At 67.9% G+C, this 23160-nt stretch carries 23 protein-coding genes; 18 read left to right on the forward strand and 5 right to left on the reverse strand.

Features of this window, described 5'->3' with window-relative positions:
* Nucleotides 1-978 carry an AraC family transcriptional regulator gene (locus HWX03_RS02465; RefSeq protein WP_175870105.1) on the reverse strand — a complete coding sequence of 326 codons (978 nt, stop codon included), beginning with the start codon at nucleotides 976-978 and terminating at the stop codon, nucleotides 1-3.
* Between the two features lie 71 nt (nucleotides 979-1049).
* On the opposite strand from HWX03_RS02465, the gene HWX03_RS02470 reads away from it, so the two are divergent.
* From HWX03_RS02470 to HWX03_RS02490, 5 genes are all read left to right on the forward strand, one after another.
* Nucleotides 1050-1439, forward strand: coding sequence for a VOC family protein (locus HWX03_RS02470; RefSeq protein ID WP_175870106.1), 390 nt, complete (start codon nucleotides 1050-1052; stop codon nucleotides 1437-1439).
* A gap of 110 nt (nucleotides 1440-1549) precedes the next feature.
* Entirely contained in the window at nucleotides 1550-2800 is a 1251-nt protein-coding gene (locus tag HWX03_RS02475; protein ID WP_175870107.1) for a DUF1479 domain-containing protein, read from the forward strand.
* Between the two features lie 209 nt (nucleotides 2801-3009).
* Nucleotides 3010-3768, forward strand: coding sequence for an arginine deiminase family protein (locus HWX03_RS02480; protein WP_175870108.1), 759 nt, complete (start codon nucleotides 3010-3012; stop codon nucleotides 3766-3768).
* A gap of 98 nt (nucleotides 3769-3866) precedes the next feature.
* Nucleotides 3867-4331: an Lrp/AsnC family transcriptional regulator gene (locus HWX03_RS02485; protein ID WP_175870109.1), complete on the forward strand. Its 465-nt coding sequence runs from the start codon at nucleotides 3867-3869 to the stop codon at nucleotides 4329-4331.
* 102 nt (nucleotides 4332-4433) lie between these two features.
* The gene (locus tag HWX03_RS02490; RefSeq protein ID WP_175870110.1) at nucleotides 4434-5966 is read left to right on the forward strand and encodes an amino acid permease; all 1533 of its coding nucleotides are present in this window, start codon (nucleotides 4434-4436) and stop codon (nucleotides 5964-5966) included.
* An 85-nt stretch (nucleotides 5967-6051) separates the two neighbouring features.
* Here HWX03_RS02490 and HWX03_RS02495 read toward each other — a convergent pair whose 3' ends face one another.
* Nucleotides 6052-6966 carry a LysR family transcriptional regulator gene (locus HWX03_RS02495; RefSeq protein WP_175870111.1) on the reverse strand — a complete coding sequence of 305 codons (915 nt, stop codon included), beginning with the start codon at nucleotides 6964-6966 and terminating at the stop codon, nucleotides 6052-6054.
* A gap of 206 nt (nucleotides 6967-7172) precedes the next feature.
* Between HWX03_RS02495 and HWX03_RS02500 the strand changes: the two genes are divergently transcribed.
* Both HWX03_RS02500 and HWX03_RS02505 read left to right on the forward strand, forming a co-directional pair.
* A complete protein-coding gene (locus tag HWX03_RS02500) occupies nucleotides 7173-8558 on the forward strand; it encodes an MFS transporter (protein WP_175870112.1) in 1386 nt (461 codons plus the stop codon).
* 15 nt (nucleotides 8559-8573) lie between these two features.
* Entirely contained in the window at nucleotides 8574-8972 is a 399-nt protein-coding gene (locus HWX03_RS02505) for a DUF4440 domain-containing protein (protein ID WP_175870113.1), read from the forward strand.
* A gap of 22 nt (nucleotides 8973-8994) precedes the next feature.
* On the opposite strand, the gene HWX03_RS02510 is transcribed toward HWX03_RS02505, so the two are convergent.
* Entirely contained in the window at nucleotides 8995-9720 is a 726-nt protein-coding gene (locus tag HWX03_RS02510) for a glutathione S-transferase (protein ID WP_175870114.1), read from the reverse strand.
* 134 nt (nucleotides 9721-9854) lie between these two features.
* Nucleotides 9855-10178, reverse strand: a complete 324-nt coding sequence (locus HWX03_RS02515; RefSeq protein WP_175870115.1) for a cupin domain-containing protein — start codon at nucleotides 10176-10178, stop codon at nucleotides 9855-9857.
* Between the two features lie 351 nt (nucleotides 10179-10529).
* Between HWX03_RS02515 and HWX03_RS02520 the strand changes: the two genes are divergently transcribed.
* The 8 genes from HWX03_RS02520 to asd all read left to right on the forward strand — a co-directional run bounded on the left by HWX03_RS02520 (nucleotide 10530) and on the right by asd (nucleotide 17210).
* On the forward strand, nucleotides 10530-11351 hold the full coding sequence (locus tag HWX03_RS02520) for a hypothetical protein (RefSeq protein ID WP_174433544.1): 822 nt from the start codon (nucleotides 10530-10532) through the stop codon (nucleotides 11349-11351).
* 35 nt (nucleotides 11352-11386) lie between these two features.
* Nucleotides 11387-12145 carry a Tat pathway signal protein gene (locus tag HWX03_RS02525; protein ID WP_175870116.1) on the forward strand — a complete coding sequence of 253 codons (759 nt, stop codon included), beginning with the start codon at nucleotides 11387-11389 and terminating at the stop codon, nucleotides 12143-12145.
* A gap of 198 nt (nucleotides 12146-12343) precedes the next feature.
* On the forward strand, nucleotides 12344-13753 hold the full coding sequence (leuC, locus tag HWX03_RS02530; protein ID WP_175870117.1) for a 3-isopropylmalate dehydratase large subunit: 1410 nt from the start codon (nucleotides 12344-12346) through the stop codon (nucleotides 13751-13753).
* A gap of 3 nt (nucleotides 13754-13756) precedes the next feature.
* Nucleotides 13757-13903: an entericidin A/B family lipoprotein gene (locus HWX03_RS02535; protein ID WP_174390580.1), complete on the forward strand. Its 147-nt coding sequence runs from the start codon at nucleotides 13757-13759 to the stop codon at nucleotides 13901-13903.
* 66 nt (nucleotides 13904-13969) lie between these two features.
* Nucleotides 13970-14620, forward strand: coding sequence for a 3-isopropylmalate dehydratase small subunit (gene leuD / locus HWX03_RS02540; protein WP_175870118.1), 651 nt, complete (start codon nucleotides 13970-13972; stop codon nucleotides 14618-14620).
* Between the two features lie 76 nt (nucleotides 14621-14696).
* On the forward strand, nucleotides 14697-15764 hold the full coding sequence (leuB, locus tag HWX03_RS02545) for a 3-isopropylmalate dehydrogenase (protein WP_011548096.1): 1068 nt from the start codon (nucleotides 14697-14699) through the stop codon (nucleotides 15762-15764).
* Between the two features lie 119 nt (nucleotides 15765-15883).
* The gene (locus tag HWX03_RS02550; RefSeq protein WP_006756675.1) at nucleotides 15884-16003 is read left to right on the forward strand and encodes a hypothetical protein; all 120 of its coding nucleotides are present in this window, start codon (nucleotides 15884-15886) and stop codon (nucleotides 16001-16003) included.
* A gap of 85 nt (nucleotides 16004-16088) precedes the next feature.
* Nucleotides 16089-17210, forward strand: coding sequence for an aspartate-semialdehyde dehydrogenase (asd, locus tag HWX03_RS02555; protein ID WP_012338485.1), 1122 nt, complete (start codon nucleotides 16089-16091; stop codon nucleotides 17208-17210).
* A gap of 99 nt (nucleotides 17211-17309) precedes the next feature.
* Here asd and flgE read toward each other — a convergent pair whose 3' ends face one another.
* On the reverse strand, nucleotides 17310-18554 hold the full coding sequence (gene flgE, locus HWX03_RS02560) for a flagellar hook protein FlgE (protein ID WP_175870119.1): 1245 nt from the start codon (nucleotides 18552-18554) through the stop codon (nucleotides 17310-17312).
* 813 nt (nucleotides 18555-19367) lie between these two features.
* Here flgE and HWX03_RS02565 point away from each other — a divergent pair.
* The 3 genes from HWX03_RS02565 to HWX03_RS02575 are packed head-to-tail and all read left to right on the forward strand — an operon-like array spanning nucleotide 19368 to nucleotide 23154.
* The gene (locus HWX03_RS02565; protein ID WP_175870120.1) at nucleotides 19368-21644 is read left to right on the forward strand and encodes a FimV/HubP family polar landmark protein; all 2277 of its coding nucleotides are present in this window, start codon (nucleotides 19368-19370) and stop codon (nucleotides 21642-21644) included.
* Nucleotides 21644-22456, forward strand: coding sequence for a tRNA pseudouridine(38-40) synthase TruA (gene truA, locus HWX03_RS02570; protein ID WP_174433551.1), 813 nt, complete (start codon nucleotides 21644-21646; stop codon nucleotides 22454-22456). Before HWX03_RS02565 ends, truA begins: the two co-directional genes overlap by 1 nt.
* Nucleotides 22453-23154 (forward strand): phosphoribosylanthranilate isomerase, encoded by a 702-nt coding sequence (locus HWX03_RS02575; RefSeq protein WP_175870506.1) that lies wholly within the window; start codon nucleotides 22453-22455, stop codon nucleotides 23152-23154. The genes truA and HWX03_RS02575 overlap by 4 nt, the downstream gene beginning before the upstream one ends.
* The last annotated feature ends 6 nt before the right edge of the window (nucleotides 23155-23160 follow it).

Consider the following 23160-nt stretch of genomic DNA (forward strand, 5'->3'; position numbering starts at 1 on the left):
TCATTTGTGCGGCCGGCGTTGGCCCGATCCGGCGCGGGGCTCCAGCGACGGCGGCCGGGTGCCGAGCGCCGGCGCATCGTCGTCGGGTGCGCGGCCGTGCTGCTTGAAGAACTGCCGGTACGCGCCGGGCGTCGTGCCGCGCGCGGCGAGGAACTGACGATTGAAATTCGCGGCATTCGGAATGCCGCAGCGGGCGGCCACCGTCGCGATCGGCCAGTCGGTGCCGACGAGATGGCGGCAGGCGTGCGCGAGCCGCAGCCGCTGCACGTAGCGGCCGACGCTTTCGCCGAGATGCCGGACGAACAGCCGCTGCAGCGTGCGTTCGGACAGGTGCGCGACGGCGGCGAGTGCGTCGATGCGCAGCGGCTCGTGGAAGTGCCGGTCGATCGCGTCGAGCACGCGATCGAGGCGTTCGGCTTCGGGCGCGGCCGGGTCGGCGGGCGATGGGGCGCCGTCGGGCCGGTCGTACGCCTGCGCGGTGGCGAGCGGTTCGCCGCCGGCTTCCGCGAGATCGGCAAGCGTATCGAGCGTGGCCGCGAGCCGCACGCGCGGCCACGGATCGAGCAACCGCGGCAGTCGCGCACGCATCGCGCGGGCCGTCTCCACGTCGAAGCGCAGGCCCGGCGCCGCGCGCCGCAGCAGCGAGCGCAGCGGCGCGTATTCGGGACAGCAGTCGGCCAGCCGCCGCACCCAGTCTCCGTCGAACCAGACGACGAGCGCGACCTCGGGCGCGTCGCGATCGATGCGCGCGTTCGACGACCACGTATGCGGCAGGTTGGGCGGCACGAGCACGAGATCGTCGTCCGCGTAACGCGCGACGTGATCGCCGATGAAGCGCTGGCCGCGGCTGTTGAGCGTCAGCGTCAGTTCGTATTCGGGATGGCGGTGCCATTCGAACGGAATGCGCGCGAGCTGGCGGTGATAGACGCGGATCGAACAGCCGGACGCGAACGTCACGTGCTCGTATTGCGGTTTCATCGCGGCCTCCGGTAGGGGCGGGCAGCGCGTCGTGGCATGATCGTGAGCAATCATCACCACGGAGCGATGCCATGTTTTCACATGTTTGCGTGGGCGTCAGCGATACGGCGCGCGCCTACGATTTCTACGCGCCGCTGTTCGCGGAACTCGGGCTGCGCCTGAAATTCCGCGAACCGGACGGCTGGTCGGGCTGGATGCCGGCCGACGCCGAGCGGCCGCTGTTCTTCTTCGGCAAGCCGCTCGACGGCCGTGTGCCCGAACCGGGCAACGGCCACACGATCGCGTTCGATGCGCCGACCCGTGCGCACGTCGATCGCTGCCACGCGCTCGCGCTGCGACAGGGCGGTACCTGCGAAGGGCCGCCGGGCCTGCGGCCGCACTATCACCGCGACTACTACGGCGCCTATTTTCGCGACCCGGACGGCAACAAGCTCTGCGTGGTCTGCCATCGTCGCGAGTGACGCATGATTGTCAGGATTGTATCGATCATTGACCGGATAGTGGTGATAGCGGCGATGTGCCGGCCGTACGCTGACAGCACATCACGACACGCTTCAGCGAGGAGACGACGATGCAACTGACGATTGACGATCTGCCGGCCGCGATCCGCGCGGCCAAACGGGCGCTGCGCGCCGACTTGCCCGGTTACGCGGCCACGTTCCGCGAGCTGGAGGGCGACATCGCGCGGCAGGTCGACGCGATCCGCCGCGCGCACGCGCACGGCCATGACGTGATTCCGGTCGTGCCGTTCGCGGATATCGCGGGCGGAAAGGTCGATCCGCACGCGATTGCCGCGATCCGCACGCATGGCGCGGTCGTGATCCGCGGTGTGTTCGACGCGCGGCAGGTGCATGACTGGAACGACGAGATCGGCGCGTATCTGGATGCGAACCGTTTCACCGAGCGGCTGGATGCGCGCGCGGAAGACCGCTATTTCGGCAACCTCGCGTCGGGCAAGCCGCAGATCTACGGCGTCTACTGGTCGAAGCCGCAGGTGGCCGCGCGCCAGTCGCCGGCGCTCACGCAGGCGCGGGTGTTCCTGAATCGCCTGTGGCGGCATGCGGACGGCGCACGGACGCATTTCGATCCCGACCAGGTGCCCGCGTATGCGGACCGGATTCGTCGCCGGCCGCCCGGTTCGACGTCGCTCGGTTTGTCGCCGCACGTCGACGGCGGCTCCGTCGAGCGCTGGCTCGGCGCGAATTTTCGCCAGGTCTATCGCCATGTGCTGGCCGGCCGCTGGCGCGATTACGATCCGTTCGATGCGGCGTTCCGCCCCGACGTCGAGGAGATTCCGTCGCCGGCCGTATGCTCGATGTTCCGCACGTTCCAGGGCTGGACCGCGCTGACGCCGCAGGGGCCCGGCGACGGCACGCTGCAACTGATCCCGGTCGCGAACGCGATGGCCTATGTCGTGCTGCGTGCGCTGCAGGACGACGTCGCCGACGACGACCTGTGCGGCGCGCGTCCCGGCCGCGCGCTGTCGATCCGCCCCGAATGGCACGCGCTGCTGCTCGACGCGCTGGTGCCGATCCCGCACATGGCGCCGGGCGACGCGGTGTTCTGGCACGGCGACGTCGTGCATGCGGTCGAGGATGCGCATCGCGGCAGCGGCGACAGCAACGTGATGTACATCGCGGCCGCGCCCGGCTGTGCGAAGAACGACGCGTACCTGCAACGCCAGCAGCTCGCGTTCCTGCGTGGCGACAGCCCGCCCGATTTCCCGGCCGATCATTTCGAGGTCGATTTCGACGGCCGCGCGCGGGAGGGCGAGCTCACGGCGCTCGGCCGTGCGCAGATGGGATTCGAGCCCGGCGCGTAACGTGCGTGCGGCGAGTGAAACGGCCGTTCGCGAGACGGCGAGCGGCCCGTCTGCCGAATCCGCTGCGTGGTGCGCGCAATTCGACGCAATCGGCTGTCGGCGCCGCCGAAATCGACGCGAATTGCGCAATTTGGCTTCCGATAATGGTCCGGACACAACGCCGCCGGCCCGTGCGCCGCACGGAGGCGGCGCAGACCATGGAGGAGTCGATGCAATTCACGCAAGCGATCGTTCGCCGTCCCGCGCCGTCCTGCGGCGCGGGCCTGACCACCGCCGAACTCGGCGCACCCGATTACGACAAGACGCTGACTCAGTTCCACGCGTATTGCGACGCGCTGCGCGGGCTCGGCGTCGAGTTGACCGAGCTGCCGCCGCTGGACGCCTTCCCCGATTCGCATTTCGTCGAGGACGTCGCCGTCGTCACGCCGGAATTCGCGGTGATCACGCGCCCCGGCGCGCCCGCCCGGCGCGGCGAGACGGCTCATATCGAAGCGGCGCTCGCCGCGCATCGCGACCTGCTGCCGATGCAGTCCGGCCGCCTCGACGGCGGCGACGTGATGCTGGTCGGCAAGCGCTTCTTCATCGGCCTGACGAGCCGCACCGATGCGGAAGGCATCGCCGCGTTCGACGCGCTGGTGTCGCGCCATGGCTATTCGGTCGTCGCGGTGCCGGTCGGCGCCGGCCTGCACCTGAAATCGGTCGTCAACGCGCTCGGCGACGACACGCTGCTCGTGACCGATGCGCTGGCCGCGCATCCGGCGTTCGCCGACTATCGCCGGATCGCGATCGCGGCCGCCGACGAATACGCGGGCAACACGCTGCGCGTGAACGGTACGCTGATCACGCCGGCCGGCTATCCGCGCGTGCATGACGCGATCGCGTCGCTCGGCATGCCGCTGCACGTGATCGACACGAGCGAGTTCCGCAAGATGGACGGCGGCCTCACCTGCCTGTCGCTGCGGTTCTAGCCGATTGGCGCGCGGCCGCTTCGGCCGGATAATGTGGCCCCCGCGCGGTACGGCAGACGTTCCGCGCATGAGCCACGACCCGACCGGAGCGAACGCGGATGACCGACAAGAAGATGCAGCTCGACAAGATCGATCTCCGGATCCTCGACATCCTGCGTACCGACGGGCGAATTTCGTACCGGAAGCTGTCGGAGCGCGTGAACCTCACGCCGCGGCCGTGCCAGGCGCGCGTGGAGCGGCTCGAGGCGCTCGGCGTGATCGAAGGGTACCGCGCGGTGATCAAGGCGCCGCGTGCGACCAAGCCGATCGTCGTGATCGCGCAGATCGTGCTGGCCGACCACGGGCGTTCGCAGACGCCGTTCGAGGAGGAAATGCGCGCGAACCCGGCCGTGCTCGATTGCTGGCTCGTCAGCGGCACGTTCGACTTTCTCGTGCGGCTCGCGTGCGAGGATCTCGACGAGTACCGGCGGATCGCGAACGCGTGGCTGGAAAGTCCGCGGTTCCGGATCGAGAAGATCGTGACGACGGCCGAACTGCAGGCGATCAAGCGCAGCGTCGTGTGATACGGCCGGCCCGGCAGGGCCGGTTTCAACGCGAATGATCGGGTCAATCGATTTGCATTCCAAACCAAATCGGCGAGCCGGATCACAATCAGGGTGAACACTATGGATGCTATGCAAGCGGCAGCGGAGACGGCCGCGCCGTCCGGGGCGACGCTGAAGCGCCGTCTGCAGGGCCGCCACATCGCGATGATCGCGATCGGCGGTTCGATCGGCACGGGGCTGTTCGTCGCGTCGGGCGCGTCGGTCGCGCAGGCGGGGCCGGGTGGGGCGATCGCCGCGTATCTCGCGATCGGGATCATGGTCTACTTCGTCGTCACCGGGCTCGGCGAGATGGCTGCGCTGATGCCGGTATCGGGCTCGTTCGCGATCTACGGCGAGAAGTACGTCGACGAAGGCTTCGGCGTCGCGCTCGGCTGGACCTACTGGTACAGCTGGGCGGTGACGATCGCGATCGAGCTGGTCGCCGCGCAGATCGTGATGCGCTACTGGTTTCCATCGGTGCCGGGCGTGTGGTGGGGCGCGGGCTTCCTGGTGCTGATCTTCCTGCTCAATACGCTGTCGGTGCGCGGCTTTGGCGAATCGGAATACTGGTTCTCGCTGATCAAGGTCGTCACCGTGATCGCGTTCATCGCGGCCGGGCTGCTGATCGCGGCCGGCGTGCTGGGCGATGGGCATTCCGTCGGCTGGCGCAACTTCACGACCGGCGACGCGCCGTTCGTCGGCGGCGTGCACGCGATGATGAGCGTCGCGCTGATCGCAGGTTTTTCGTTTCTCGGCACCGAGCTGGTCGGCATCACGGCCGGCGAATCGGAAAACCCGCGCAAGACGATTCCGCGCGCGGTGAAGCAGATTTTCTGGCGGATCATGCTGTTCTACGTGCTCGCGATCTTCGTGATCGGCCTGCTCGTGCCGTACACCGATCCGAACCTGCTGAAGAGCGACGTGACCGACATCGGCGTGAGCCCGTTCACGCTCGTGTTCAGCCACGCGGGGTTCCCGCTCGCGGCCGGCGCGATGAATCTGGTGATCCTGACGGCCGTGCTGTCGGCCGGCAATTCCGGCACCTACGCGGCGACGCGGATGCTGTACAACCTCGCATCGGAAGGGCGCGCGCCGGCCATGTTCGCGACGCTGTCGCCGGGCGGCGTGCCGCGCAACGCGCTGTACGCGACGATGGCCGTCGGCGGGTTGTGCTTCCTCACGTCGTTGACCAACAACCAGCGCATTTATCTGTGGCTGCTCAATACGGTCGGCATCACCGGCTTTATCGCGTGGCTCGGCATCGCGGTCTGCCATTACCGGTTCCGCAAGGGGTTCTTGAAGCAGGGCTATCGGCTCGATCAGCTGCCGTATCGCGCGAAATGGTTTCCGTTCGGGCCGCTGTTCGCGATCGCGGTCTGCATCGTGATTTCGCTCGGCCAGGATTACCAGGCGTTCTTCGCGGCGCGCATCGATTGGATGGAAGTGCTGTCGATCTATGTGTGGATTCCGCTGTTCGTCGTGATCTGGTGGGCGTATCGCCGTGCGCGCAAGAGCCGGCTCGTGCGCTACGAGGAGATGGACATCGGGCCGTGGCTCACGCGCTCGGTCGAGGCCGTCGACGCGGCCGCCGCGCAGCACGGGCAGCCGCACTGATCGCCGGCGGGCGATGCGCGGTAACGGGAGCCGGCCGCATCGCATGGTCGGCTCCCGTTGAAACGAGCCGTGCCGCACCGCGCGTTCAGCACCCCTGCTGCAACTGCGCCTTCATGAAGTCCACCCACGCGCGCACTTTCTGCGGCACGTGCCGCGTCGCGACGTACAGCGCATAGACGTTCTGTTGCGGAAACCGGTACGCGGGCAGCGCGTCGACCAGCGCACCGCTGGCGAGATCGTCGTGCACGAGCCATTCGGGCAGCAGCGCGACACCGCTGCCCTGGCGCGCCAGTTCGCGCAGCACCGACGCGTTGTCGACGACGATGCGCGGCTTCGCGTGCGGCCGGAACGCATGCTCATGGCCGGCGCGATCGGTGAGCGTCCATTCCGCGATTCGCTCGAGCCGGCTGTGGCCGAGCTGCGGCAGGCGCGCGAGGCCGTCCGGCGACGCCGGTTGCGGAACGCCGGCCCGCGCGGGCAGGTCGGGCGCCATCACGGGCAGCACGTCGTACGTGCCGAGGCAGACGCCGCGATACGGCAGCTCGCGAAAGTGCTCGTGGCGCCCGAGCCGGATGGCGACGTCGAAGCGGTCGCGCACGAGATCGGCCTGCGACGTATGCGTTTCGAGCCGCACGCGCAATGCGGGATGCCGCGCGGTAAACGCATGCAGCGCCGGCGCGAGTACACGTGCCGCGTATTCGACCGTCGACGTCACGCGCAGGATGCCCTCCATCCCGCCATGCTCGCCGCGCACCTCGTCGATCGCGCCTTCGGCTTCGTCGAGCACGCGCAGGCAGCGCCGGTAGAAGCGCTCGCCGGCATCGGTCAGCTCGACGCGCCGCGTGGTCCGCGTGAGCAGCGTGACGCCGAGCTCGGCCTCGAGCTGCTTGTTGTTGAAGCTGACGGCCGCGCGCGCCTGGTTCAGCGCGGTCGCGGCGGCCGTGAACGAGCCCGCGTCGACCACGGCGCGGAAGACGACGAAACGATCGAGGCTCACCATGGTCGGGGCGCGGGTCCTGTCGGTGCGTGGAATCGCCCGAAGGGTACCCGAATGCGCGGCCGCGTGCGACGCGTCGAGCGTCGCGGCGGGGCCGGCGCGTGATCCGATTGTCAAAATTTTTCGACCGGACTGGTCGAATCCGGCCGCTTACCGGCCTGGCCGCCGGCCTCTACACTGCGGCGTTTCGTGATGCCCCGGCCGCTGCCATGCCAGACCGTTCCAGAATCGCCGCCGTCTATCTGCTCGGCTTCGCGATCGATCTCGCGAACATGTTCATGCTGAACGCCGCATATCCGGCGCTGCAGCGCGAACTGCATGCATCGGTCGCGCAGCTTGCGTGGGTCGGCAACATGTACGTGCTCGGCCTGACCGTCGTGATTCCGTTCGGCACGTGGCTCGCGCGGCGCTGCGGCGAGCGGCGCGTGTTCGGCGCATCGTTGCTGCTGTTCGGGGTCGGCTGCGCGGGCGTCGGCGCGTCGCCGTCGATCGACGCGCTGCTCGTGTGGCGGTTGGCCCAGGGGCTCGGCGGCGGGCTGCTGATTCCGGTCGGACAGACGATCGCCTATCGCGCGTATCCGCCGCACGCGCATGCGCGGCTCACGTCGATCGTGATGATGGTCGCGCTGCTCGTGCCGGCATTGTCGCCCGCGATCGGCGGCGCGATCGTCGATCGCGGATCGTGGCGTGCCATCTTCTTCGCGATGGTGCCGCTCGCGGCCGCGACCGGCGCGCTCGCGTTGGCATGGCTGCCGCGCGACGGCGCGCGCGAGCGGCCTCCGCGGCTCGACTGGCGCGGGCTCGGGCTGAGCGCGGCGGCGCTCGTCGCGTTGCTGCTCGGGCTGACCGCGGCGGGACAACCGGGCGGCGCGGCATTTCCGCTGGCGATGCTGGCGGTCGCGGTGGCAGCGGGCATCGGTTACGTGCGGCATGCGCGCCATGCAGCCGCTCCGGTGCTCGACCTGCGCCTGCTCGCGCAGCCGTTGTTGCGGACCGGTGCGGTGGTTTATCTGTGCGTGCCGGGCATCTTCACCGGCGTCAATCTCGTCGCGTCGCTCTACCTGCAGAACGCCCTCGGGTTGAGCGCCGCGCATGTCGGCGCGCTGATGCTGCCGTGGGCGATCGCGGCGTTCTTCGCGATCGCGACGACACGCCGCTGTTTTCCGCGCCATGGCGCGAAGCCATTGTTCGCGTGCGGAATCGCGCTCGATTGTGCCGGCATCGCGCTGCTCGCGACGCCGTGGGCGAGCGTCGAAGCCGTGCGCATCGCGGCGTTCGTCGCGATGGGGTTCGGCGCGAGCCTGTGCACGAGCACGTCGCAAAGTGCGACGTTCGCCGACGTGCCGGCCGACCGGATGGGCGATGCGAGCGCGCTCTGGAACATCAACCGCCAATTGAGCTTTTGTGTCGGCGTGGCCGTGCTCGGCAGTGCGCTGAATGCGTTGCTTGCATTCGATGCAGGCACGCCGTCGCCGGCCCCGTACCGCTGGTGCTTCGGGCTGGCGGTGCTGCTGACGTTGCTGCCGCTCGGCTTCATCGTGCGGCTTCCCGCGCATCGCAGGCCGGCCGTGCAACCCGTTTCATCCCGCTGTTGAGAACCTGAGAGACCCATGAATCTGCCGAATCCGTTTTTCACTGAAATCGTCGACGCGCACGTGGACATCGAACGCTGGCTGTCGGGCCGCGCGGAGCCCGGGAGGCTCGCGACGCTGATGGCGCGTTTTTCGCCGGGATTTTCGATGATCACGCCGTCGGGCACGGTGCTCGATTACGCGGGTGTCGATGCGCTGTTTTCACACGGGCACGGCGCGCGGCCCGGGCTCGTGATCGGCATCGACGAATTGCGCGCGCTTGCCGTGTGGTCCGACGGTGCGACGGTCGGCTATCGCGAGACGCAGACCGACGCACAAGGGCGGCGCACGGTGCGGCGCTCGACGGCGTTGTTGCGGCGCGAAGCGGACGGCGTGATCGTGTGGCGCCATCTGCACGAGACGCTGGTGGCCGCGTGAACGGCGAGCGCACCGGCGGCCGTTACGTGTCCAGCTCCGGATAGTGCCGGAAGATCCCCATGTCGTTGAACGGGATGCGGCGCTCCGACTCGAGGTAGCGCGCGACCGGCGGGTGCTGCGCGACGCGATCGTGCAGCGCGACGAGCGCCGCGACCTTGCGCTCCGCGCGCTTCATCGCTTTCGGGAACGCATAGCGCAGGCCCTCGATCAACTGGAACATCGTCAGGTCCGCATAGCTGAGCGCGCTGCCCGCGATATAACCGCGCTTGTGCGGGTTCTGTTCGAGCACGCGATCGAAGTAGCCGAGGAATTTCGGCAGCCGGTTCTCGAGGAAATCGGCCGCGCGCTCGGCGGCTTCCGCTTTCTGGTCCTCGTAGTACAGGCCGCTGCCGATCGGATGGTGCGTGTCGTGGATCTCGGTGATGAAATCGGCGGCGGTCAGCTGGATCTGATGGACCCACAGCCGGCCGGCTTCGTCGTCGGGCGCGAGCCCGAGCCGCGCGCCGAGAAACAGCAGGATGTTCGCGGTCTGCCCGACGACCACGTCGCCCGCCTTCAGGAACGGCGGCGCGAACGGCACGCATTCGGCCTTCGAGCTGTCCATCATGCGCATCATGGCGGACACGCCCATCCCGCGCCCCGATTCGCGCGCGACGTCGACGTAGTCGGCTTCAGCCGCCTCGAGCGCGAGCCGCACGTACTCGCCGCGGCCCTGGATCTCGGGCCAGTAATAGAGTTCATATCGCATGCTGTTCTCCTGTTCGTTGCATCGAATGCCGCCGGCTGCGTGACGGCGGGCGGCCGTGCGGCGCCCGCTGCGAATAGACAGTCTAGGAGATCGCCGGAAAAGTTCCGTGTGCGTCGTGCGTCGTGTGTCGTGCGTCACACGCCGCGTTCGCCGCCTTCGGGGCCGTAGAAGAACACCCACGTCGAGAAATCGTCGGAGAAGCCGGTGAAGCGATGCTCCGCGTGCGCGGGGACGAATAGCGCGTCGCCGGCCGCGACGTCGCATTCGCGCCCATCGACGACGAAGCGCGACGTGCCGGCGGCGATCACGTAGACCTCGTCGCGCACGTGCGGCGTTTGCCGGTCCTCGATGCGCGGCCGGTACAGCTCGACGTCGAGCGTGCCGTGGCGAAACAGCGTCGTGAACGGCGTGCCTGCGTCGTCGAGGCGCGCAAGCGATTCCTTCAGGCCGAGTTTCATCGGAGCCTCCGGGTCCGGATCACGGGAACGTGCGTTGCGCCATCGTAGCGCGCGCGTCGATACGTCGAAACCCCGCGCTGGCCACCGGCGAAACAAAAGTGCGATGCGCTCGCCACGGATGAAACGAATTCGTCCATCGGCGAAACGAAGCGGCGGCCGAACGGATTCGACCGGCGTTTTCACCGCAATTTAACCAACGCCGCCTACCATCGCGCTTCACCAGCCGGCGATGCGTCGCGATGCCGATGCGTGCGTGGTTGCCCGATGGACTTTCCCCTTGATCCCGCGAAATCCGGCGGTCGTGCCTGTCGTCAGGCGCGTTCGTCGTTCGCATCCTTTCGTCTCGCACTCATGAGTCAGCATGCTCCGGCTTCGTCCCGCAGAACGTTCCTCTCCGTCGCGCCGGCCGCCGCGGCGGCTTCATTGCTCGGCGCATGCGGCGGCGACGACGTCACGTCGGCGCCGATCGGCGACGCCGCGCTCGCCGCGCAGATGTCCGCGAAACTGAACGCCCAGCTCGGCGATGCGGCGACGGTCGATGCGATCGTGCCGGCGATGACCGATGTCGGCTTCACGTGGGCGCTGCCGACGGTGCCGGCCGCACAGATCGGCGCGATCGTCGCGTACAGCTTCGGCAACCGTCCGAACGCGGCGAGCGGCAATACGTCGAGCAGCGGCGGCAACCAGTCGGCGCTGCCCGATCCGGGGCCCGTCAACGAAGCGCTCGCGGACGCCGTGTACCGCATCCGCCAGTTGAAACCCGTCAAGGTCTACGCGCAGTGGGAAATCGCGCGCTTTCTCGTGTCGAAATACGGGCTGGGTGCCGACGTGCTGTCGTCGATCGAACCGGTGATCGCGAGCGACGGCTCGATCGTGTACCTGAGCACCGCGGGTGTCGCGGCCGTGGCCGTCTCGCGCGCGGGCGGCGCGGCGGCGATGGGCACGGTCGCGGTGGTCGGTCATCGCGATCATGCGAAGCGCTGCATCCAGACCTCGCAGCAGGCGGGCATGCACGCGGCTGCCGTCGCCGAGGTGCCGCTGCCGACGACGTACGACCCACAGTCGGGCCAGCCGTGGACGCGCAACCGCAGCCTCTATCTCGTGCACGACATGTATGCACAGATGCTGACGCGCGCGATGACCGCGACGATGCAGGCGTTCCCGAAGGGCTGAGGCCTTCCGTTGTTTCTCATTCGAATCCCGTGACCATGACGAACCGCCGCCATTTCCTGGCTTCCACTTCATTGCTCGCCGCATCGTGCGCCGCCGCTGCGCCCGCTTTCGCTGCCGACGCCCCCGTTTCCGACGCGGAACTGCAGCGTCAGATGCTCGGCAAGCTGACCAACGAACTGAACGATCGCGCGACCGCCGCCGACGAAACCGGTTACCTGCTCGACACGTTTTTCTCGTGGACGCCGCCGACCGTCGATGCTGCCGCCATCAACACGATTGCCGCGTTCGGCTTCGGCAGTCGCGCCGGGGCATCGGCCGCTGCGCCGGTATCGGGGCCCGTGAACGAGGCGATCGCCGATGCCGTGTTCCAGCTTCGGCAGAAGGTTGCGGCGCCGATCTTCGCGCAGCAGGAAGTCGCCAGCGTGCTCGCGTCGAAGTACGGACTGACGGCCGGCGTGACGTCGATCGCGACGCCCGCCGCGGCCGCCGGCAGCCCGATACCGACGCCCGACGGCGTGGCCGCCGCGATCGTCAGGCAGGCCGGTTCGGCCGCGGCGCTCGGCAAGGTCGGCGTGGTCACCCATCGCGATCAGGCGTCGATCGCCGTGCGCGTGTCGAACGCGGCGGGGATGCAGGCCGCGGTGCCGGCGGGACTGTCGCTGCCGGGCGCCTACGATGCATCGGCGCAGCAGCCGGCGATGCGACGGCGCGATCTTTACCTGATGAGCAACGCCGGCATGCAGCTCGCGATGCTGCGGCTCGACCTGATCAATCGCGAATATCCGAACGGCTAGGGCGCGGATACGGGCACCGCACGCGCGATCGTCGCGTGCCCCCGTTTTGCCGGGTAATGCCGATACAGGTATTGGCACTACCAGCCAAACCACTGTTTTTAATGGGTTTTTTCGCGTCCGGGCTGCGCCGTGGCGCGTTCTGCGTGGCATAATCGACCGCATCCGCAAGGCTTGTAGTCACAACGACCCCGCATACCCATGGCACAGACTCTCTACGACAAACTGTGGAACACCCACGTGGTCCACACCGAGGAAGACGGCACGACCCTGCTCTACATCGACCGTCAGCTGCTGCATGAAGTCACGAGCCCGCAGGCGTTCGAAGGGCTGAATGTCGCGCATCGTCCGGTGTGGCGCATCAGCGCGAACCTGGCCGTGTCGGACCACAACGTGCCGACGACGGACCGCAGCCACGGCATCGCCGATCCCGTCTCGAAGCTGCAGGTCGACACGCTCGACGCGAACTGCGACGCATTCGGCATCACGCAGTTCAAGATGAACGACGTGCGCCAGGGCATCGTCCACATCATCGGGCCGGAACAGGGCGCGACGCTGCCGGGCATGACGATCGTGTGCGGCGATTCGCATACGTCGACGCACGGCGCGTTCGGCGCGCTCGCGCACGGCATCGGCACGTCGGAAGTCGAGCACGTGCTCGCGACGCAAACCCTGCTGCAGAAGAAGAGCAAGAACATGCTCGTGAAGGTCGAGGGCGACCTGCCGCGCGGCTGTACCGCGAAGGACATCGTGCTCGCGATCATCGGCAAGATCGGCACCGCGGGCGGCACGGGCTACGCGATCGAATTCGGCGGCTCGACCATTCGCGCGCTGACGATGGAAGGCCGCATGACCGTCTGCAACATGGCGATCGAGGCCGGCGCGCGCGCGGGCATGGTCGCGGTGGACGACACGACGATCGACTACCTGAAGGGCCGTCCGTTCGTGCCGACCGGCGCGGAATGGGATCAGGCCGTCGCATACTGGCGCCAGTTCAAGTCGGACGACGGCGCGCAATTCGACCGCGTGGTCGAGCTGAACGCCGCCGAGATCGTCCCGCAGGTGACGTGGGGCACGTCGCCGGAAATGGTCACGTCGATCGACGGTCGCGTGCCCGATCCCGAGCGCGAGAAGGATCCGGTCAAGCGCGACGCGATGGAGCGCGCGCTGGCCTACATGGCGCTCGAGCCGAACACGCCGATCGAGTCGATCAAGGTCGACAAGATCTTCATCGGCTCGTGCACGAACGCACGGATCGAGGACATCCGCGCGGCCGCGTACGTCGTGAAGAAGCTGAACCGCCGCATCGCATCGAACGTGCGGCTCGCAATGGTCGTGCCGGGCTCGGGCCTCGTGAAGGCGCAGGCCGAGCGCGAAGGGCTCGACAAGGTGTTCATCGATGCGGGCTTCGAATGGCGCGAGCCGGGCTGCTCGATGTGCCTCGCGATGAACGCCGACCGGCTCGATCCGGGCGAGCGTTGCGCGTCGACGTCGAACCGCAACTTCGAAGGCCGGCAGGGCGCGGGCGGTCGCACGCACCTCGTGAGCCCCGCGATGGCGGCGGCCGCGGCGATCGAAGGTCACTTCGTCGATATTCGCCAGCTGGGGTAACGCGTGACGGCATCGAAGCTCATCGCGCGGCTGGTTGCCGCGCTGGCGCTGGCGGGGCTGGGCTTCGGCCTGGCCGGCTGCAATACCGTCCGAGGCTTCGGCGAGGACGTCCATGCCGCCGGCAATGCGCTGCAGCGCGCCGCGGACTGACGCCGCCCCGAGAATTTGTCGATGTGTGCCGGCCGCGTGCCGGCCCTTCAACCGGATAGACGGATCATGGAAAAATTCACTGTACATACCGGCGTCGTGGCGCCGCTCGATCGCGAGAACGTCGACACCGACGCGATCATCCCGAAGCAGTTCCTGAAGTCGATCAAGCGCACGGGCTTCGGTCCGAACGCGTTCGACGAATGGCGCTACCTCGATCACGGCGAGCCGGGCCAGGACAACTCGAAGCGTCCGCTGAACCCGGACTTCGTGCTGAACCAGCCGCGCTACCAGGGCGCATCGGTACTGCTGGCACGCAAGAATTTCGGCTGCGGCAGCTCGCGCGAGCACGCGCCGTGGGCGCTGCAGCAGTACGGCTTCCGAGCGATCATCGCGCCGAGCTTCGCGGACATCTTCTTCAACAACTGTTACAAGAACGGTCTGCTGCCGATCGTGCTGACCGAGCAGCAGGTCGATCACCTGTTCAACGAGACGGTCGCGTTCAACGGCTATCAGCTGACGATCGACCTCGACGCGCAGGTCGTGCGCGCGGGCGACGGCCGCGAGTATCCGTTCGAGATCGCCGCGTTCCGCAAGTACTGCCTGCTGAACGGCTTCGACGACATCGGCCTCACGCTGCGCCACGCGGACAAGATCCGCCAGTTCGAAGCGGAGCGGCTCGTGAAGCAGCCGTGGCTCAACACCAAGCTGGTCGGCTGATATCGCCTTCGAGGCGGGCGCGCGTTCCGCGCGTTCGCCGGCCTGCTTCCATAACCTACCCAGTCAGGAATTTCGCATGAAGATTGCAGTGCTGCCCGGCGACGGCATCGGTCCGGAAATCGTCAATGAAGCGGTGAAGGTGCTGAACGCACTCGACGAGAAGTTCGAACTCGAACAGGCGCCGGTCGGCGGCGCGGGCTACGAGGCGAGCGGCCATCCGCTGCCCGACGCGACGCTTGCGCTCGCGAAGCAGGCCGACGCGATCCTGTTCGGCGCGGTGGGCGACTGGAAGTACGACTCGCTGGAGCGCGCGCTGCGCCCCGAACAGGCGATCCTCGGGCTGCGCAAGCACCTCGAGCTGTTCGCGAACTTCCGCCCGGCGATCTGCTATCCGCAGCTCGTCGATGCATCGCCGCTGAAGCCGGAGCTCGTCGCGGGCCTCGACATCCTGATCGTGCGCGAACTGAACGGCGACATCTACTTCGGCCAGCCGCGCGGCGTGCGCGCGGCGCCGGACGGCCCGTTCGCCGGCGAGCGCGAAGGCTTCGACACGATGCGCTACTCGGAGCCGGAAGTGCGCCGCATCGCGCACGTCGCGTTCCAGGCCGCGCAAAAGCGCGCGAAGAAGCTGCTGTCGGTCGACAAGTCGAACGTGCTTGAGACGTCGCAGTTCTGGCGCGACATCATGATCGACGTGTCGAAGGAGTACGCGGACGTCGAGCTGTCGCACATGTACGTCGACAACGCGGCGATGCAGCTCGCGAAGGCGCCGAAGCAGTTCGACGTGATCGTCACCGGCAACATGTTCGGCGACATCCTGTCGGATGAGGCGTCGATGCTGACGGGCTCGATCGGCATGCTGCCGTCGGCGTCGCTCGACAAGCACAACAAGGGCCTGTACGAGCCGTCGCACGGTTCGGCGCCGGACATCGCGGGCAAAGGCATCGCGAACCCGCTCGCGACGATCCTGTCGGCCGCGATGCTGCTGCGCTACTCGCTGAATCGCGCGGAGCAGGCCGATCGCATCGAGCGCGCGGTGAAAACGGTGCTCGAACAGGGTTACCGCACCGGCGACATCGCGACGCCGGGCTGCAAGCAGGTCGGCACGGCCGCGATGGGCGATGCGGTGGTCGCCGCGCTGTAAGCGGACGGAAATGAAGTGCGGTAATTAATGTGGAAAAGGGCGCGAACGGGCCGCAAAATCGGCCGGTTCGCGCGCGGTTGGCCGTTGTGCGGGCCACCGGCTTTGTGTAGACTCGAACGATGGCGCTGATTTCCCTGATCTCCCCGGTCCTGAAACTCCACGGCAACACTGCCCGTGCGGGTGCGCGCGCCATCGTCATCACGAAAACCATTACCACGAAAACGATCATTAAACGCTGATCGCCGTCGTGCCCGCCTGTTTCCCCGCGCGGTCACGCGGGGACGGAAATGGCGGGGAAGCTCCATTCAAAGCAAAGGGTTAGTCATGAACGTAGGTCTCGTAGGTTGGCGCGGCATGGTCGGCAGCGTCCTGATGCAGCGCATGCAGGAAGAGGGCGATTTCGACCTGATCGAACCGGTGTTTTTCAGCACCAGCAATACGGGCGGCAAGGCGCCGTCGTTCGCGAAAAACGAGACCACGCTCAAGGACGCGACCAACGTCGACGAGCTGAAGAAGTGCGACGTGATCATCACGTGCCAGGGCGGCGACTACACGAACGACGTGTTCCCGAAGCTGCGCGCGGCCGGCTGGAACGGCTACTGGATCGACGCGGCATCGTCGCTGCGGATGCAGGACGACGCGGTCATCATCCTCGATCCGGTCAACCTCGACGTGATCAAGGACGCGCTCGTCAAGGGCACGAAGAACTTCATCGGCGGCAACTGCACGGTCAGCCTGATGCTGATGGCGCTCGGCGGCCTGTTCCGCGAGAACCTCGTCGACTGGATCACCGCGATGACGTACCAGGCCGCATCGGGCGCGGGCGCGCAGAACATGCGCGAGCTGCTGTCGCAGATGGGCACGCTGAACGGCGCGGTGCAGGAACAGCTCGCCGATCCGGCTTCCGCGATCCTCGACATCGACCGCCGCGTGCTGGCCGCGATGAACAGCGATGCGATGCCGACGAGCCACTTCGGCGTGCCGCTCGCCGGTTCGCTGATTCCGTGGATCGACAAGGATCTCGGCAACGGGATGTCGAAGGAAGAGTGGAAGGGCGGCGCGGAAACCAACAAGATCCTCGGCAAGCCGGCGATGGGCGAGCCGGGTTCGATCCCGGTCGACGGCCTGTGCGTGCGGATCGGCGCGATGCGCTGCCACTCGCAGGCGCTGACGATCAAGCTGAAGAAGGACGTGCCGCTCGACGAGATCAACGGCATCCTCGCATCGGCGAACGACTGGGTGAAGGTCGTGCCGAACGAGCGTGAAGCGTCGATGCGCGACCTGTCGCCGGCGAAGATCACCGGCACGCTGTCGGTGCCGGTCGGCCGCCTGCGCAAGCTCGCGATGGGCGGCGAATACCTGTCGGCGTTCACGGTCGGCGATCAGCTGCTGTGGGGCGCGGCCGAGCCGCTGCGCCGCATGCTGCGCATCCTGCTCGACAAGTAAGCACGCTGGCTGTCCGGCCCGCGGGCCGGGCTGCACGATACGACGCGCCGCGTCGGCCTTGGGATTCAGGGCCGGCGCGGCGCGTTTTTCATGCGCGGGTCAACGCAGGTTCAGCAGCGTCTGGTCGACGGCCTGCTGCGTCTTGATCGTCTGCGCATTCGCCTGGTAATTGCGTTGCGCGGTGATCAGGTTCACGAGCTCGGTCGTCAGGTTGACGTTCGAGTTTTCCAGCGCGCTGCCCTGCAGCGTGCCGTGGTTCGTGCTGCCCGGCGCGGCGATCTGCGGCACGCCCGACGCGGCCGTTTCTGCATACTGGTTGCCGCCGATGTTCACGAGCCCGTTCGGGTTGTTGAAGTTCGCGAGCGCGATCAGGCCGAGCACCGCGCTCTGGCCGTTCGAGTAGTTGCCGGTCAGCTTGCCGTCGGTGCCGATCGAGAACGTCGTCAGCGTGCCGCTCGCGAAGCCGTCCTGCGCGAGATTGTTCACGCCGTCCTTGCCGCCGTACTGCGTCGTGCCGCCCAGGTCGAGCGTCAGGTTCTGCGGATTGGCGCCGCCCGTCGTGTTCGGGATCGAGAACGCGAACTGGCCGAGGCTCGCGGTCGGCTGGCCGGTCGCGGCCGACGTCGTCGAGCTGATCCGGCCCGATGCGTCGAACGTGACGGTGCCGAGATTCGTCGGCGTCTGGCCTTGCACGCCCGCGTAGGCCTGCCACGTGCCGGCCGCGCTCTTCGCGAAGTACATCGTGACCTGCTGCGAGCCGCCGAGCGTGTCGTAGACCTGGATCGACGTGTTGTAGTTGTAGGTCGTGTTGTCGGTCGCGTTGAACGGCGTCTTGGTCGGCACCTTGTCCTGCGCGTTCAGGTTGAACTGGCCGGTGATCCGGTTCGTCGCGCGCGGCGCGATGTTGCTGGTCGGCGCCTGCAGCGGCACGGTCTGCGCGGTGTTGATCACGCCGCCGGCGCCTGCCGCATAGCCCATCAGGTTGCGGCCTTGCGCGTCGACGATCGCGCCGTTCTTGTCGCGGTGGAACGTGCCGTCGCGCGAGTACGTGGTCGCGCCGTTGCTCGACATCTGGAAGAAGCCGTTGCCGTTGATCGCGACGTCGAGCGACGACTTCGTCGAATTGATCGTCCCCTGGCCGAAATTCTGCTGCACCGACGCGAGCCGCGTGCCGATGCCGATCTGCGTGTTGACCGACGTCGCGACCGAATTCGCGTACATGTCGGCGAAGTTCGCGCGTCCCTGCTTGAAGCCAACCGTGTTTGCGTTCGCGATGTTGTTGCCGATCACGTCGAGATTGCTCGACGCGCCGGCCAACCCGCTCAAACCCTGCTGATAGCCCATGTTCGTCCCCGTAACGAGCTGGTGAGTGAATGCAGTCGTGCGACTGCGCGATGACCCTCCGGTACTTCACGGCATCAGCCTGGCCAAGCGCGCGCCCGCCTTTCCGGCATGGGCAAGCGCGAGGTCGAAACGTGCCGATTCCTGTTTGAAGACGATCGTATCGGCGGTAATTATTTAATCTGTGTAATTTTGTGTAATGGAATTGAATTGATGCAGAAACGATCGTTTTTGTATGAGCAATGGATCGTGTGGAAGGCGGCGAAAGCCTTACAGGGCGGGGATTTGGCGGTGTAAATTTTCATTTATTCGATAAGAGAGGGAAATTGCCTTCTTATCGACGAATTGGAATTGATTGGAGCGGGATTGATCGCCGGTCGGGATTTGTTTTGATTTCCGGCTGTTAATTCATTAACGGCGGGCGGGGTGGATTGTTGAGGGCGCGCTTGCGATTCTGTCGTCGCGATCCTGCGGCGTACACGCGGTGAACATCAGAAAGCCGCATCATTCGAACGGTGGGGCGATGCTGCTGCGAGACGGCTTTCGACTGCGCGAGCAGGTTCGCTTTGATCGATCGGAGGCGTGGGCTGCGGCAGGCGGACCCGCGCGACACGCGCGCCGGCCCGCGCCCGGTTGCACCTGCCGGCGACGAATTCGGCCGGAACCCGATCGCGTGAAGTAAACTACGCGGTTACGACGCACAGACCCGCCGAAAGCGTCGCGTTCCGCGCGACGCTTTTGCATTTCTGCAGCCACTTTATTGACGCTTCCAACCGCGAATCCGAGCCGCGCCCGCGCGCGGCGATAGAGCCAACGATGTCCCGAATTTTCTTGTTTCCGCGTCAGTCCCGTCTGTCGCGCGCCGTGCGTGGCGCGCTGGCGATCCTGGCGCTCGGCGCAGCCGCATCGGCGTGGGCGGTCGGCACCGGCGAACTGCGGGCGTCTGCTACCGGCGCCGCCGCTCCGCTTACCGTGACGGTCCAGCCGGGCCAGTCGCTGAACGACATCGCGAAAGCGGCCACGCAATCGCACGACCCGGCCGTGCTCGCGCGCGCCGGTCGCGCGCTGTTCGACGCCAATCCGCAGGCGTTCATGAAGCGCGACGCGAGCCGCCTGAAAGTCGGCGCGACGCTGACCGTGCCCGCGCTCGACGCCACCGGCGCGGCGCTCGTGCCGGCCGGCGCGTCCGCTGCGTCCGGTGCGACGGCCGCTTCCGCGCCCGCCGCCGCATCGGGCGGGGCGGCGAGCGCGCCGCATGGCGCATCCGCACCGTATCCCGGCTCGGCCGTGCAGTCCGCGCCGGTGGCGCCGGCCGTGCACGCGGCTCCGGTGAGCAGTGCGAGTGTCGCGACGGCGGCGGGGGCGGGAGCGTCGGCTTCGAGCGGTGCTTCGGCTTCGATCGGTGCGTCGGCCGCCCATGGCGCGTCGGCTGTCGACGGCATGCAGCCGGCAGCGCCCGCCGCCGGTGCAAGCGGCCCGCATGTGTGGAGCGGTGCGATCCAGCCGGCGCCGTCGTCCGCAAGCGAGGCCGCGGGGCAGTCGGCGCCGGGCAGCCCGGTTTCCGGCGTGCACGAACCGGCCGGCGCAGCGGCCGCCGTGGGTGCGTCGCAGCCGCGGCCGTCGAGCCTGCAGCAATTGCTGGCGTTGAAGAATCGCGTGCTGATGGAGTTGCAGAAGCACGGCATCGGCAAGCCGGCGACGACGACCGGCGTCGCGTCCGCACCTGCTCCGGCGCCCGCCGCGCCGCGTCCGGCCGCGAATGACGCTGGTGCGTCGGCCGCTGCATCGACGGCAGACGAAACCGCGTCGGGGGTGGCAGCCAGTGCGCCGCAACCGGCATCGGCTTCCGTGCAACCGGTCGCGCCCGTCGCGACACCGGCACGTCGTACCGAGCAAATGGACTGGCGACCGGCCGCCGTGGCCGGCGCTGCCGTGATCGTGCTCGCGGCCGGCTTCGCATGGCGCAAACGCCGGAAGGGTCGCCGCGCGGACGATGCGGGTTCCGCTGCGACTGCGGCCGCAGCAGGCGGCGCCGCGGCTGCAGAAGCGGAAGCCGCGCCGTCCGTCGAACGCGAACTGCCGATCACGCCCGAGATGCCGGTCGCACGCGATGCGGCGTCCGACATGAATCTCGCCGCGGCGGCTGCCGCTGCGACTGCGGCCGCAGCAGGCGGCGCCGCGGCTGTAGAAGCGGAAGCCGCACCGTCCGTCGAACGCGAACTGCCGATTACGCCCGAGATGCCGGTTGCACGCGATGCGGCGTCCGACATGAATCTCGCCGCGGCGACTGCCGCTGCGGCGGAGGCGGTCGAGCCGCCCGCAGCGGACACATCGCCCGCGCCCGAAATGACAGCGCCGCGCGACGAGTTGCCTGAGTCGTCGCCTGCTCACGCTGCGGAGCCGCCCGCGAACGTGGCGACTCCGGTTCCGACTGAGGCTCCGCACGATGCAGAACCGGCCGAAAAAGCCGCTGCCGCTGACCAGCCGACCGCCGCATCCGCCGCATCCGCCGCACCTTCGACAACCGAAGCGCAGCACGCGACGCTGATGCAGAACGCGATCAGCGCGCTCAACAGTCTCGACATGCCGTTGCCGCCGCGGGCGGCGGACGAGCCGTCGTTGACGCCGGAGGAAGTCGCAGCGCGGGCAACGCAGCCCGACGCCGATAAAATCGCAACTAACGGTCAAGCCGCCCAACACCCGCCGATGGGTTCGGGTGAAACGACACCGGAACATCCGGCCGACCAGGACGACGAGTTCGACTGGGATCCGGACGCGGCGACGCCCGCCGGCCAAGCGGGCAGCCCGCCTGCGACGACATCGCTGCCGCCGCTCGGCGGCGCGCAGTTCGGCGCGCTGAAGCTCGACTTCGATCTCGACCTGCCGTCCACGCCGGGCGCCGCGCTGCCTGCGCTCACCGCGGACGAGCTCGCGCGCATCGCCCGCAACAAGCTGGACCTTGCGGCCGAATACGTCGAACTGGGCGACCTGTCCGGCGCGCGGACGCTGCTGCAGGAAGTGGTCGACGCGAACGACGCCGCGACGCGCGACGATGCACGCGCGCTGCTCGCGAAACTGGCGGACGAGGCGTGATGCGGATCGCGCTGGGCATCCAGTACGACGGCGCGGCGTTCTGCGGCTGGCAGGCGCAGCCGCACGGCAAGACCGTGCAGGACGCGCTCGAGCACGCGCTCGGCGAATTCGCGTGCGTGCCGCTGCACACGACGGTCGCGGGACGGACCGACACGGGCGTGCACGGGCTAGGGCAGGTCGTGCATTTCGACACCGACCTCGAGCGCGAGGTGTTCTCGTGGGTGCGCGGCACCAACGCGTTCCTGCCGTCGACCGTTTCCGTGCAGTGGGCGAAGCCGATGCCGGACACGTTTCATGCGCGTTTTTCGGCGTTCGAGCGCACCTACTACTACGCGCTGTACGTGCATCCGGTGCGCTCGCCGATGCTGGCCGGCCGTGCCGGCTGGATCCACACGCCGCTCGACGACGACGCGATGCGCGCCGCCGCCGCGCACCTGATCGGCGAGCACGACTTCTCGTCGTTCCGGTCGTCGGAATGCCAGTCGAAGACGCCGGTCAAACACCTGTATCAGATCGACGTGCGGCGCGCGGGGCATTTCATCCATTTCCGCTTCCGCGCGAACGCGTTCCTGCATCACATGGTGCGCAACCTGATGGGCTGCCTCGTCGCGGTCGGGCGCGGCCGCTATCCGGCCGACTGGCTCGCCGACGTGCTGGCCGGGCGCGATCGCAACCTCGCGGCGCCCACGTTCATGGCCGACGGGCTGTATCTCGCCCACGTCGGCTACCCGGCGGAATTCGCCGTCCCGCCCGCGCAGCTCGGCAGCGTGCCGTGGAGCAGCGTCTGGGCCGATCTGGACCCACTATCATGACGGATCACGCCGTGCCTTCTTCGAGTTCCGCCGCGGCGGGGCTGCCGCCGCGCACGCGCATCAAGCTGTGCGGGCTGTCGCGCCACGAGGACGTGCTGCACGCGGCGGCGCTCGGCGCCGATGCGATCGGCCTCGTGTTCTACCCGAAGAGCCCGCGCGCGGTGACGATCGCGCAGGCGGCCGAGCTGGCGAGCCTGGCGCCGCCGTTCGTCTCGGTGGTCGGGCTGTTCGTGAATGCGACCGAAGCCGAGATCGAAGCCGTCGTGCGCGACGTGCCGCTCACGCTGCTGCAGTTCCACGGCGACGAGACGCCCGAGCAGTGCGATGCGCTCGGCCGCGCGGCCCGCCTGCCGTGGTTGCGCGCGGTGCGCGTCGGCCCCTCGACGCAGCCGCCCGATTTGGTAGAATCGGCACTTCATTATTCGAAAGCGCGCGGCCTCCTGTTCGACACCCTGGTGCCGGATTACGGCGGTAGCGGCAAGGTCTTCGATTGGTCTCTTATTCCCGCAGAGCTCGCGCGTCGGGCCGTTTTGAGTGGTGGCTTGAACGCGCAAAACGTCGGTGATGCGATCCGCCAGCTGCGCCCGTTTGCTGTCGATGTCTCGAGTGGCATCGAAGTGGAGGGCGCGAAGGGCGTGAAGGATCACGCCCGGATGGCGGCGTTCGTACGCGCGGTGCGCGAAGCGGACGCCGGGTGATGCAAG

This window comes from Burkholderia sp. BCC0397 (genome assembly GCF_902832865.1).
GTDB lineage: Bacteria > Pseudomonadota > Gammaproteobacteria > Burkholderiales > Burkholderiaceae > Burkholderia.